Genomic DNA, 12,442 nt, shown 5'->3' with positions numbered 1-12,442 from the left:
TTGCACGCGTGTCGCGCGAGGATGGGGACGGGGTTGCGGAGGCGTTCCTGCGCGAGCCGCGCCGCTACACCAGCAGCCAGGTGGCCCACATGGCGGGCGTGCCGGTCTACCGCGCGCGCCGGTTGTGGCGCGCGCTGGGGTTCGCCAACGTGGCCGACGACGCGGTCGAGTTCACCGACTCCGACGTCGAGGCGCTGCGGACCATGCTCTCGATGGTCAGCTCCGGCGCCTACGACGAGGAGCACATGCTGCTGATGGCCCGCTCGATCGGGCGGGCGACGGCCCGGCTCGCCGAGTCGCAGGCCGAGCTCGGCGCCGAGGCGCTCGACCAGTCGGGCGTGCCGCTGGCCGAACGTCCGCGGGCCTGGCGCCGGCGGGCCGAGCTGGTGGTGCCCGACCTGGCGCGGCTGCTGGTCTACGCCTGGCGGCGCCAGCTCGCCGCCGCCGCCGGCCGCCTCGCCGACCAGGACATGAGCTCCGTACGCATGGCCGTGGGCTTCGCCGACCTGGTGGCCTTCACCCGGCTCAGCAGGCAGATCACGGCGACCGAGCTGGCCAGGCTGGTCGACAGGTTCGAGGGGCGTTCGGCCGACATCGTGACCTCCTCGGGCGGGCGGGTGGTCAAGACGCTCGGCGACTCGGTGTTGTTCGTGGCCGACAAGTCGCACGTGGCGGCCGAGATCGCGCTGCGCCTGGTGGAGACCCACCGCGGCCGGGACATGCCGGAGCTGCGGGTCGGCCTGGCCGCCGGTCCGGTGATCTGGCGTATGGGCGACGTGTTCGGCACCACCGTCAACCTGGCCAGCCGGCTCACCGCGCTCTCCCTCCCTGGAACGATCCTGGCCGACCCCGAGCTGGCCGAGGAGCTGGAGGGCGATCGGGCCTTCCTGCTGCGCGCGGTCGACCGGCTGTCGGTGCGCGGCCTGGGCGAGCTGGCGCCCTTCACGATCATGCGCGCCGGGGCAACCTGACGTCGCCGACGATGCGTCAGTACCGGTGTGCCTGACAGAAAGCTCTTCCACGACTTCGTGGCCTCCCGGTCCGAGCGGTTGCTGCGGACCGCGTACCTGCTGACCCATGACTGGGGGACGGCCGAGGACCTGCTGCAGGAGTCCCTGGCCAAGGCGTGGTTCGCCTGGCCGCGCATCGACGAGCCCGAGGCGTACGTGCGGCGCGTGCTCGTGACGACGTACACGTCGTGGTGGCGGCGGCGCTGGCGTACGGAGCTGCCGAGCGACGCCCTGCCCGAGAAGGGCGCCAAGGCCGATCGGCACGGGCCCGACGAGCTGTGGGAGGCGGTGGGCAGGCTGCCCGCCAGGCAGCGCGCGGTGATCGTGCTGCGTTTCTACGAGGACCTGACGGTGCAGGAGGTGGCGCGGATCCTCGGGTGCCAGGACGGGACGGTCAAGAGCCAGACCGCCAAGGCGCTGGCCAAGCTGCGCGTGGACGAGTCGATCGTGAAGGAGTACCGATGAGCGTGCAGGACCTGCGTGACGTGCTGCGGGAGCGGGCCGAGGGTCCCGCGCCGGCGAACCCGGCCCGCCACGAGCACATCCGCCGCCGCGTGCGCCGGACCCGGCGGCGCAGGGGCCTGACGGCCGCCGCCGCGGCGGTGGCGGCGGCCGTGACCGTGTTCTCCCTGCTGCCGGGGGACGCCGCGCCCCCGCAGGAGGCGGCGACCTCGGCCGTGAAGGCGGCGCGCGAGCTGCCGGAACGGTTCACCGCCCGCGACGGCACCGGCTACCGGCGGCTGGCCACGGCGACGGTCAGGACGGAGAAGACGACGAAGGCGTCGGTCACGATCCCGGTCTCGGGCAAGCCGCTGGACGTGGCCGCGCTGTGCGAGGGCGGCCCCAGGGCCAAGCCGCCGGCGATCTCCGTGACCGGTGGCGACGCCGTGGCCTCCCGGTCCTTCTCCCCGTGCCCGAAGGACATGGAGCTGGTCCCGCTCGTCGTGCCCGGCGGAGCCGGCCAGGTCACCGTCACGTTCGACACGGCCACCAGGGGCTGGGGGTGCGTACGCAAGAGCAAGGACGGGCCGTGCGTGACTCAGAAGCCCGACCAGGCGGTCTGGAGCCTGGCCGTCTACGAATGGACCCCGCCCGACCGACCGGTCGAGCCCGGGCCTCTGAAGCCCTTTCCCAAGCGGCTGGCACGCTGGGACCTGGCCGCCGCCACCCGGCAACTGGTGTGGCCTCAGGACAGGACGTTCACGGTCACGCCCGGGGGCGACGGCGGCCGGATCGGCATCGAGGCGCTCTGCGCCGGTGACCTGGCACCGCGGATGCGGTTCACGTACCTGATCGAGGGCGGGGAGGGCGGCGAGGTGACCGCGACCTGCGGCCAGTGGGAGAGCGGCCCGTATCCGATGGCGATGAACGAGTTCCGCGTCCCCGCGGGCAAGCCGGTGAAGGTCACCGTCAGGGCGGGCATCATGGGCCCGGACACCAACCGCCCGGTCCGCTGGTCCGTGGCCGTCTACCGCAAGGGGTAACGTCGCTCCCGTGATCGTACGAGCGGTGGTCGAGGGCAGGGCGGTGGACGCCGACGCGCGCTTCGCGCTGGAGGCCCGCTACGGGCACTTCACCGCCATGCAGGTCAGGGACCGGCGCACCCGCGGGCTCGCCCACCACCTGGACCGGCTGGCCGCGGCCAACCTGGAGGTGTTCGGCGCCGCGCTCGACCGGGCGGCGGTGCTCGGCTCGATCCGGGCCGTGCTCGGCGACGACCTGCGCGACGCGGGCGTGCGGGTCTATGTCGTCGAGCACGACGGCCGCCCGCGGGTGGTGGCCACCGCCGCCCCGCCCACGGAGGTCTCGGCCCGCCCGCAGCGCGTCACGGCCGTCGCCTACCAGCGATACCTGCCGCACATCAAGAAGGCGGCCGGGTTCGCCCAGGCGCACATCCGGCGCGCCGCCGGGCCGCTGGGCTTCGACGAGGCACTGCTGACCACCGGCGACGGCCTGATCAGCGAGGGCGCGATCACCAACGTCGGCTGCCTGTCCGGCGGCCGCCTCCTGTGGCCGGACGCCCCCATGCTGCACGGCACCGCCATGCGCCTGCTGGAGGACCTGGACGTGCCCCAGGAACGCCGCCCGCTGCGGGTCGCCGACCTGCCGGGCTTCGACCTGGTGTTCCTGTGCAACTCCCATGGCGTGGTCGCCGTCGGCGAGGTCGACGGCGTGCCGCTGCGCCAGGACGCGGAGACGCTGGCCCGGCTGCTCGCCTTCTACGACGCCCTCCCGTGGGACCCGCTGGATTGATCCCGGGCCGTCCGGCGTTGCACGCAGGCGTGACCCTGTACTCGATTCTCGACCGTTCGCTCCTGTGTCAGGGCTCTGACGCGGCCACCTCCCTGCGCGACACCGTCGCCTTGGCCCGGCAGGCCGAGGAGCCGGGCTACCACCGGGTCCGGGTGGCCGAGCACCACAGCGTGCCCGGCGCGGCGGGGGCGGCGCCGGCCCGTGCCGACCGTCGCCACAACCAGGACGCCGCCGACCTGGCCCACACGGTCATCGCGAGAAGCGCCGGTGCTCGGCTTGAGTGGCGCGACGCAGATCAGACCAATCTGCCGACACCCCCACGCGAAGGACGTCCTTGACCACCCACCGGTGCGCCCGCCCCGACAATGCCGACACGGCGGAGCCATGGCGATGCTCCGAATGCGGAATGTTGTGGGAGTCGCTCAGCGCGACGCCGATCACGCTCCAGCCGGCCGCCGAACCCGAGCGGAAGCGCACCATCTACAAGCCCGCCATCTTCGCGTTCACGGGATTGATCGCGTGGGTTGGATTGGTCGAGACGGCAGCGGCGCGAGCGCTCATGGTCCCGGGCATCAGCTTGCTCTCGGTGGTAGGCGTCGCTGTGGTGGTCGCGTTCTGGCAGAGAGCCCGATCGAAGGACAGGTACTACCGCTGTCCCGACTGCGGTAGACAGGACATTCTCCCCGTATGCATGTACTGCGCGTCGCCACCATTCACGGCGCCCGACACGGACTGAGGCGCCATGCGTAGGGAAGAGGCGTGAAGGCGGCGCTGAGCACACAGCTTGCACGGGAAGATGCCGGCGGAAGGTGTTACTCGGCGCCGGGCTCCTTCTACGTTTTTTCAAGGTGCCGTTCGATGGCGCAAGAATCGCGACGGCCGTTCCCGCTCCAGGTTGCCGTCGGCCCGACAGCACAAGGCTTCCTTGAGGTGAGAAACAAAAGGCCCCGGCATCACACGATACCGGGGCCTTTGACGCGGAAAGCTATGAACGTGACCTACGGGGCATTGTAGTATTGATAATATACGGCGCCCGTATCGCTGCAGGATCCGATGCGCCAGCCCCTCACGAGGCACTTGCTCGCGTCCGCCAGCGGGTGGTACATGTATCGGCCACTGTGTTGGCTGGTGCCGGACGAGATCTTTTCCTCGTTGAACCCCTGGGTCCAGACGCTGCTGCAGCCACCGGTGGTGACCTTGAAGTTGCTGTCGACGTTCAGGCAGGTGTCATAGGCCACGTTGTGGAGTGCGACCAGATGGGTGACCGTGTTGTAGCGGACGTGCCAACGTCCCCTCGTGCCGCTTGCCGCGCAGGACCCCTCATAGGTGGCGCCGCCGGAGATGGAGACCATGCACGTTCTGCTCTGAAGATCGAACACGAAACTGTAGGGGCCGTACGTCTTCCACTCGCCGCTGTCGGCCGCACTTGCAGCAGGAGTCACGACTGAGAGAGTGGCAAGAATCGCCACGACAAGCGCTGCAAATCTGGCCCTGAGTTTGGGCATGAAACCGCCTCCCGAAAGGTCATTTCCCGAAGCCTTCTTGCCACACGGCGCGACATCCAGGTCGAGCGCACGCGTTTTCCTGGGCGATGAACCACCGCTGCGTCTCGAGCGGCGGTGCCGGCATTCTGTCATCGCGCTCAACGCGCAGATCGAAACTCCGCCCCGGGGCTCACCCGCCGGCGCCGGGGTAGTAGTCGTCCTTCGGGGCGACCCCTCCGCTGTGGGGCCAGAAGTCGTCGCCCATCGGGGCGACCGTGCCGCCGCCGGGATAGTAGTCGTCCTTGGCGGCTGCCGGGCCGGCGGTCAGGGCGAGTCCGGTTGCGGTCAGGAGCCCGATCGCAGCCAGTTTGAGCATCGTCTTGGTCATGCTGTCACCTTTCGTCACTCTTGATGGGTGATCTCCGGTCCGTGTCCGGGGCGGACACAAAGTCCAGTGCACAACGCGGGGTCGCCGCCTGTCCCCGTGTTCCGGCCTGAACAGGAACAGGCAGTTCACAGCCCCGCCCAGGTCAGCGGCTGCATCGACATCCGCCGTGTCACCGGCGAGTCCTCAGTCTCGGCGGACCGCCGATTGTCTGACAGCCCCCTTCGCCAGTTCAGACAATCGGTGGCGGGCCTGCCTTCACCCACGCTCGTGCCGGGTGAGTCGATCGCCGCGTGGTGGGGTCGCTGGTGGAGGTCGCCGGGGCCGAGGAGGTGCTGGTCACGATGAACACCTACGACCTGGACCGGCGGCTGGAGTCCTACCGGCGGCCGGCCGTCACGATGTGATCGCCAATTCCGCTGCGTTTTGTTGGCAAATGCCCCTATTGCGCGCGCCAATCGGGTTCCGGTAATTACCGGATGTCACCCCTGTTCCATCCGGGCAACACCCATAGCTAGGGGGTTCAATGGCGCGCACCCGAATCATCGGAATCGCTGCCGCACTTCTCTTACTACCTGCGCTGACCGCGTCACCCGCGTCGGCCGAATCCACACCGGCCGCCGCCTCGGCGGCCCAGCCGCCGAGCGACGTCAAGGAGCTCACCCGCAAGGACTTCACGCTCGACGGCAAGCCCGTCAAGGTTCCCGCCAAGTACGAGGCCAGGGCCGGGGCCAAGGCCAAGGCCGCCGCCGAGACCCCGCCGGTCGGCACCGTACGGCAGTGGCTGGCCACCGACGACTACAACGGCCGCCTGTACCGCAAGGACTACACGCTGCGCGGCGTCGGCAACAAGATCGAGGTCTGGGTCGCCAACGACCTGGCCTTCCCGGCCGGGGACTGCCGCATGCAGGTGCCGGGGACGACGGAGATCACCGACGCCCAGGTCTCCAACCTGGTGCAGCAGTTCGACACGAACATGTTCCCGAAGGAGACCGCGACCTTCAGCACGCCGCCGGACCGGGACGGCACGAACGCCACGCTCGGCCCCGACGCCAACGGCAACGGCGGCGTCTACACCGGCGCCGGCGACCGTACGGTGACGCTGATCGACAACGTCCGGGACGACAACTACTACACCTTCCCGGCCGCGACCACCTACATCGCGGGCTTCTTCTCCTCGCAGTACAACGAGCTGCTCGACCGCAACGTGATGACGATCGACGCGTTCGACTGGCTGCACAGGACCGGCGCGAACCCACCCGACAACCCGACCTCCGACGTGTGCACCTCGCGCTCGGCCCGGCCCTTCCAGTACGAGGGCGTCTTCGCCCACGAGTGGCAGCACCTGCTGCACTACTACACCGACCCGCTCGAGACCACCTGGATGAACGAGGGCCTGTCGGACTTCGCGATCTCGGTGACGGGTTACGGCAACCCCAAGGCGACGGTGTTCGAGAAGGGGTTCGACAACCACATCAACTGCTTCCAGGGTTTCGGCATCGTGCAGACGCCGTACAACCCGAACCCGCGCAACTGCGGCGGCCCGCAGAACTCGCTCAACCTGTGGGGCGACGGCGGCAACCCGGACGCGGTGCTGGCCGACTACGGCAACGCGTACTCGTTCATGTTGTTCCTGTACGACCGGTACGGCGCGGACTTCCTGTCCAAGCTGCACCGTGACGGCGCCCTCCAGGGCCTGGCCAGCGTCAAGGCCGCGCTCGGGAAGACGAACCTGTACCAGGCGATCCACGACTACCAGACCATGGTTCTGGTGGACAAGGTCGTCGGGGACCGCGGCGTGGTGCTGGGCGTGCCGAAGAAGCGGGTGACGACCGCGAGCCTGAACTCGACGGTCAACCTGGCCAACCCGGCCGCGTACAACACCCCGGGCGCGGCTCCGAACGGCGCCGACTACGTGCAGATCCGCAAGCCCGGCGGGGCGGCGCCGCAGTCGTTGTCGTTCGCCGGCGCCAAGACGCTGCCGCCGATCCCGCTGGCCTGGACCGTCGTCTCCGACGATCCCGACCGCGCGGGCAACGCGGTGTTGTGGTCGGGCAACGCCAGCAACCTCAACGTCGCCGCGGTCAGCCGCGTGACGGTCCCCACCGCCGACCCGACGCTGCGCTTCCTCGCCAAGTACGGCGCGGAGTCCGGCTTCGACTACGGCTACGTGATCGTCTCGGCGGACGGCGGCAAGACCTACACCGCGATCCCGGGCGACCGGACGACCGCCGGCCCGCTCGGCCCGGCCGTCAACGGCACCACCACCGGGTTCGAGCCGCACAGCTACAGCCTGTCCGCCTACGCGGGCAAGGAGATCCTGGTCGGCTTCCAGTACGTGAGCGACGGCGGGGTCAACGAGGGCGGCTGGAAGATCGACGACGTCACGGTGGGCGCGACGTCGGTGAGCGACGGGTCCAGCCTGGAGCCGTTCGACTCCCCGACCGAGATCTCCCCGACGCCGGTCAGCAACTGGAACGTGCGCCTGGTCGGCCTGGACGAGCGGCACTCGGTGGTGCTGCAGGCCCAGTTCGACGGCAAGGGCACGATCAACCTCAACCGGCTGCAGCTCGCGCCGTTCGCGGTGTTCCCGTCCGTGGTCGCGATCGTGGCCTATGACGAGCCCACCGAGCAGGTGCAGCAGTACGCGCCGTACACGCTGAAGGTCAACGGCGTCACCCAGCCTGGGTGAGCCGGAAAGGCGCCCGCCGGGGTCTCGGCGGGCGCCGCCTCCTTCGGGTACGATCGCCGAACATCATTCGGCATGGGGGTGCCCAGCATGACGACGCGCCAGCACACGATCGGTGACCTCCTGCGGCGGTCGGCCGCCAGGTTCCCCGCGAAGACCGCCGTGATCTACGGCAACATCCGCCAGAGCTACGCCGACCTCGACCGTGAGGTCAACCGCACGGCCAACGCGCTGGCCGCCCGGGGCGTGACCAAGGGCGACAGGTTCGCCCTGTTCAGCCATAACAACCACGCGTTCGTGCTGGCCTACTTCGCGCTGGCCAGGCTGGGCGCGATCTCCGTGCCGATCAACTTCATGCTGGGCCCGCGCGAGGTGGCGTACATCCTGGAGCACTCGGGCGCGACCGGGATGCTGGTGGAGGAGGCGCTGCTGCCGGTGGCCGAGGCCGCGGCCGGGCCGGCCGTACGGGTGCGCGGCGTGATCGGCGCGGCCGAGGGCTGGGAGTCCTTCGCCGGCTGGCGCGGCGACGACGCCGAGCCCGAGGTGGAGATCGCCGACGACGACCCGATCCAGCTCATGTACACCAGCGGCACCGAGTCCCGCCCCAAGGGCGCCACGCTGTCCAGCGGAAGCCTGCTGGCCCAGTACGTGAGCTGCGTCGTGGACGGCGAGATGAGCTCCGACGACGTCGAGGTGCACGCGCTGCCCCTCTACCACTGCGCCCAGCTCCACTGTTTCCTGACGCCCGGCATCTACCTGGGCGCCACGAACCTCATCCTGCCCGGCGCCGACCCGGCCTCGATCCTGGCCACCATCGAGGGTGAGCGCGCGACCAAGCTGTTCTGCCCGCCGACGGTGTGGATCGGCCTGCTGCGCCACCCCGACTTCGACCGCCGTGACCTGTCCTCGCTGCGCAAGGGCTACTACGGCGCCTCCATCATGCCGGTCGAGGTGCTGAAGGAGATCTCGACCCGGCTGCCGGACGTGCGCCTGTTCAACTTCTACGGCCAGACCGAGATGGCCCCGCTGGCCACCATCCTGCGGCCGGAGGAGCAGCTGACCCGGCTGGGCTCGGCCGGGCGTCCCGCGCTCAACGTCGAGACCAGGATCGTCGACGACGAGGACCGGCCGGTCGCGCCGGGCGTGGTCGGCGAGATCGTCCACCGCAGCCCGCACGCCATGCTCGGCTACTGGGACGACCCGGACAAGACCGCCGAGGCCTTCCGCGGCGGCTGGTTCCACAGCGGGGACCTCGGCGTCATGGACGCCGACGGCTACCTGTCGGTGGTCGACAGGAAGAAGGACATGATCAAGTCCGGCGGCGAGAACGTGGCGAGCCGCGAGGTGGAGGAGGTCATCTACCAGCATCCGTCGGTCGCCGAGGCGGCCGTGTTCGGCGTGCCGGACGAGCGGTGGATCGAGGCGGTGACGGCCGCGGTCGTGCTGCGCGAGGGCGCCGGGCTGACCGCCGCCGAGCTGAACGCCTTCCTGCGCGAGCGGCTGGCCCCCTTCAAGACGCCCAAGAACGTGGTGTTCGTGGACGCGCTGCCGAAGAACGCCTCCGGCAAGGTGCTCAAGCGGGAACTGCGCGACGCCTTCTGAGTACGGGCGGGCCCGCCGTCACTTGGCGAGCAGGTCGGCGGCGAGCTGCCGTAGCGCCGGGCGCCGGAGTTTGCCCGTCGCCGTCCTCGGCAGCTCGTCCAGGACCAGCACCTCGCCCGGACACCGGGCGGCGGGCAGGCCCTCCGCGCAGAAGCCGATCAGTTCGCCGGGGTCGATCGGCCGTCCCGGCGCGGGCACGACGCAGGCCACCGGCTGCTCCGGCCCGTCACCGACGGTGCGAGCGACCACCGCGCACTCGGCGACCGAGGCGTGCTCCAGCAGCCGGGCCTCGGCCTCCATGGGCGACGTCCACGTGCCGCCCGCCCTGATCAGGTCCTCGGCGCGGCCCAGGAAGCGGTAGGAGCCGCCGGGCTCGCGGACGCAGGCGTCCCCGGTGCGCAGCCACTCCCCCTGGAACGCCCGGCGGGTGGCGGACGTACGGCACCAGTAGCCGGTGGCCAGCGAGTCGCCGCGGACGTACAGGTGGCCGGGCTCGCCGTCGGCGACCGGCGCGCCGGAGTCGTCGAGCAGGCGGAGCTCGTAGCCGGGCACGGCGGTGCCGGCGCCGGCGGAAAGCGCCCGGCCCGGCCGGCCGGACAGGACGACGTGCAGGGTCTCGGCGCTGCCCAGGCCGTCGACGAGGTCCACGCCGAAGCGGGCGGTGAAGCGGCGGTGGAGCTCGGCGGGCAGGGGGTCGCCGGTGGAGAGGGCCAGGCGTACCGAGGCGAAGGCGTTCTCTGGGGCCGCGGCGGCCAGCAGGGCCGCGTAGAGGGACGGGCCGGCGGAGAACAGGGTGGGGCGCTCGGCCAGCAGGCGTTCGACGACGCCGCCCGGGGTGGGCCTGGCCGGGTCGAGGATCGTGGTGGCGCCCGCGGCGAGCGGGAGGATCAGGGAGTTGCCGAGCCCGTGCGGCAGGTACAGCGGCGCGACCGAGAAGCACCGGTCCTCGGGGCGCAGGCCGAGCACCTGGCGTCCGAAGGTCTCGTGCACGTCGCGCAGCGCGCCGTGGCGGTGCACGGCCGCCTTGGGCGCGCCGGTGGCGCCGGAGGTGTGCAGCCACAGCGCGGGTGAGTCCGGCCAGGTGTCGTACGGCCCGGTCGTCGCCCGGCCGGCCTCCAGCACGTCCGACCACAGGCAGACCGGCACGCCCGGCTCGATCGCCGGCTGACCGGCCCCCAGGGCGGCGACGGTGCGCGTGCCTCCGGGAGGCTGCCGTGCGGCGTCGGTGAGCACGAGCACCACGACCTCGGGCGCCGACAGCAACGCCTCCTGCACGACCGGCTCGAACTCGGGCGCGGAGACCACGACCCGCGCCCTCGACTCCCTGACCAGGTCGCCCAGCTCCGGGCCGTCGTACGAGGTCGGGACCGGTACGGCGACCGCGCCCATCCGCATCACGGCCAGGATCGTGATCAGCGTCTCGGGCCGGTCCGGCAGGACGAGCAGCACGCGCTCCTCCGGCCGCACCCCCATCACCCGCAGCCCGCCGGCCAACTCGGCGACGGCCGTGGCCAGTTGCCCGTATGTCAGGGTCCCGGCGGGGCCCGCGACGGCGACGCGATCGCCGTACCCGGTCTCGACCAGGCGGTCCACGAGAAAGGCGCTGGCGTTGAACGACTCGGCAGGCATGGTCGTCCCCATCCGCGGGCGGGCGTGCGTAGCTGAATCTTCCATACAGAATTGATGAGCCGTCAACTACTTCTCGCGAACCGGTCAGGTGCGGCGGTCGAGGGCCTGGCTCCACTTGACGGCCACCGCGGCCACCTGGATCAGCTCGGCGCGCAGCCGTACGGGATCGCTCTCGGCCAGGGCCTCCAGCACCTCCTCCACGAGGACGTGCCGCCAGGTCAGCGCGCCCCGCCGGGCCGCGGCCTCGGTCTCGTCCCTGGCCCGGTCGGACTCGGCGGTCCTGTGCTCGCCGCCGGTGCCGTCGGGCAGCGCCTGCATGCCCCATCGCGCGTCCTGGGCCATCCGCTCGGCGGTCACGTCCGCGAGCACCTTCGCCAGCGAGCCGGGCACGCCCGCGTCTCCGTCGTGTCTCACGGTCATTCTTCTAGCAGGGACGCAGGCCGGGCCCGACATCGGCGGCGCCGGAGCGCACGTGGTCCAGGAAGGCGCGTACGGCGGGCGTGAGCCGCGTACCGGCGGGCCAGCACGCCCCGATCGTCCGGAACACCGGGGGCGAGAGCGGGATCTGCACCACGCCCTCGGCGGGCGCGAGACGGGGCAGCACGGCCACGCCGAGCCCGGCCGCCACCAGGCCGCGCACGGTCTCCGACTCCTGTCCCTCGAAGGCGATCCTGGGCGTGAACCCGGCCGCCGCGCACAGGTCGTCGGTGATCTGGCGCACGCCGTAGCCGTGTTCGAGCGTCACCAGCTCCTCCCCGGCCAGTTCGGCGGGGCGTACCCGCGCGCGCCCGGCCAAGCGGTGGCCTGGCGGCACGGACAGCACCAGCTCCTGGTCGGCCAGCGGGTGCCCGGCCAGGGCCGGGTCGCCGTCGGGCAGGGGCGCGACGAACACCAGGTCGATCTCGCCCTCGCCCAGCGCGCGCAGCATGTCCTGGCGCGAGCCCTGGGCCAGGCTGAAGCGTACGCCCGGGTGGCGTTCGTGGAAGCCGCGGATGAGCGACGGGACGAGCGTACGGCCCAGCAGGTGCAGGAACCCGAGCACGACCCGGCCGCTGCCGGGGTCGATCTCCTCGCGCACCTCGCGGGCGGCCGACTCCATGACGGCCAGCGCCCGGCCGGAGGCGGCGGCCAGGACGCGCCCGGCCCTGGTCAGCCGGATGCCCCGCCCGTACGGGACCACGAGGGGCGCGCCGACCAGGTCGGCGAGCGCGGCCAGGCGGCGGCTGGCGGTGGGCTGGGGCACGCCGAGCAGTTCGGCCGCCCGCGTGACGTGCCCGGTCTCGCCGACGGCGGCCAGCAGGGCGAGCGTGGGAGCCAGCCCAGCGGCCAGCCTCTCGTCAATCAGCTCGAATTCATCCACCACAGCATGAATTATCCCCCATTTCAGCAT

At 71.3% G+C, this 12,442-nt stretch carries 12 protein-coding genes; 7 read left to right on the top strand and 5 right to left on the bottom strand.

Annotation, left to right across the window (positions count from 1 at the left end; genetic code table 11):
* Nucleotides 1-8 precede the first annotated feature (8 nt).
* Genes IEZ27_RS00840 through IEZ27_RS00820 form a run of 5 tightly spaced genes read left to right on the top strand, consistent with a single transcriptional unit; the run spans nt 9 to nt 3,601 of the window.
* The gene (locus IEZ27_RS00840) at nt 9-971 is read left to right on the top strand and encodes an adenylate/guanylate cyclase domain-containing protein (RefSeq protein WP_229823021.1); all 963 of its coding nucleotides are present in this window, start codon (nt 9-11) and stop codon (nt 969-971) included.
* 27 nt (nt 972-998) lie between these two features.
* Nucleotides 999-1,475 carry a SigE family RNA polymerase sigma factor gene (locus IEZ27_RS00835; RefSeq protein WP_189645413.1) on the top strand — a complete coding sequence of 159 codons (477 nt, stop codon included), beginning with the start codon at nt 999-1,001 and terminating at the stop codon, nt 1,473-1,475.
* A complete protein-coding gene (locus tag IEZ27_RS00830) occupies nt 1,472-2,494 on the top strand; it encodes a hypothetical protein (protein ID WP_189645412.1) in 1,023 nt (340 codons plus the stop codon). Before IEZ27_RS00835 ends, IEZ27_RS00830 begins: the two co-directional genes overlap by 4 nt.
* 10 nt (nt 2,495-2,504) lie before the next feature.
* Nucleotides 2,505-3,263, top strand: coding sequence for an aminotransferase class IV (locus IEZ27_RS00825; RefSeq protein WP_125637648.1), 759 nt, complete (start codon nt 2,505-2,507; stop codon nt 3,261-3,263).
* A 29-nt stretch (nt 3,264-3,292) separates the two neighbouring features.
* Entirely contained in the window at nt 3,293-3,601 is a 309-nt protein-coding gene (locus IEZ27_RS00820; RefSeq protein WP_189645411.1) for an LLM class flavin-dependent oxidoreductase, read from the top strand.
* A 660-nt stretch (nt 3,602-4,261) separates the two neighbouring features.
* On the opposite strand, the gene IEZ27_RS00815 is transcribed toward IEZ27_RS00820, so the two are convergent.
* Both IEZ27_RS00815 and IEZ27_RS00810 read right to left on the bottom strand, forming a co-directional pair.
* On the bottom strand, nt 4,262-4,768 hold the full coding sequence (locus tag IEZ27_RS00815) for a hypothetical protein (RefSeq protein ID WP_189645410.1): 507 nt from the start codon (nt 4,766-4,768) through the stop codon (nt 4,262-4,264).
* 169 nt (nt 4,769-4,937) lie between these two features.
* Nucleotides 4,938-5,135, bottom strand: a complete 198-nt coding sequence (locus IEZ27_RS00810; protein ID WP_189645409.1) for a hypothetical protein — start codon at nt 5,133-5,135, stop codon at nt 4,938-4,940.
* 523 nt (nt 5,136-5,658) lie between these two features.
* On the opposite strand from IEZ27_RS00810, the gene IEZ27_RS00805 reads away from it, so the two are divergent.
* The gene (locus IEZ27_RS00805) at nt 5,659-7,824 is read left to right on the top strand and encodes a choice-of-anchor J domain-containing protein (protein ID WP_189645408.1); all 2,166 of its coding nucleotides are present in this window, start codon (nt 5,659-5,661) and stop codon (nt 7,822-7,824) included.
* An 87-nt stretch (nt 7,825-7,911) separates the two neighbouring features.
* Nucleotides 7,912-9,423, top strand: a complete 1,512-nt coding sequence (locus IEZ27_RS00800; RefSeq protein ID WP_189645407.1) for an acyl-CoA synthetase — start codon at nt 7,912-7,914, stop codon at nt 9,421-9,423.
* A gap of 18 nt (nt 9,424-9,441) precedes the next feature.
* Here IEZ27_RS00800 and IEZ27_RS00795 read toward each other — a convergent pair whose 3' ends face one another.
* The 3 genes from IEZ27_RS00795 to IEZ27_RS00785 all read right to left on the bottom strand — a co-directional run bounded on the left by IEZ27_RS00795 (nt 9,442) and on the right by IEZ27_RS00785 (nt 12,415).
* Nucleotides 9,442-11,052: a benzoate-CoA ligase family protein gene (locus IEZ27_RS00795; protein WP_189645406.1), complete on the bottom strand. Its 1,611-nt coding sequence runs from the start codon at nt 11,050-11,052 to the stop codon at nt 9,442-9,444.
* A gap of 84 nt (nt 11,053-11,136) precedes the next feature.
* Nucleotides 11,137-11,466, bottom strand: a complete 330-nt coding sequence (locus tag IEZ27_RS00790; RefSeq protein ID WP_229823019.1) for a hypothetical protein — start codon at nt 11,464-11,466, stop codon at nt 11,137-11,139.
* Nucleotides 11,467-11,476: 10 nt separating this feature from the next.
* The gene (locus IEZ27_RS00785) at nt 11,477-12,415 is read right to left on the bottom strand and encodes a LysR family transcriptional regulator (protein WP_229823017.1); all 939 of its coding nucleotides are present in this window, start codon (nt 12,413-12,415) and stop codon (nt 11,477-11,479) included.
* Between the last annotated feature and the right edge of the window lie 27 nt (nt 12,416-12,442).

Source organism: Nonomuraea spiralis (genome assembly GCF_014648435.1).
Classification (GTDB): Bacteria; Actinomycetota; Actinomycetes; order Streptosporangiales; family Streptosporangiaceae; genus Nonomuraea; species Nonomuraea spiralis.
This window is presented reverse-complemented; position numbering and strand designations above follow the sequence as displayed.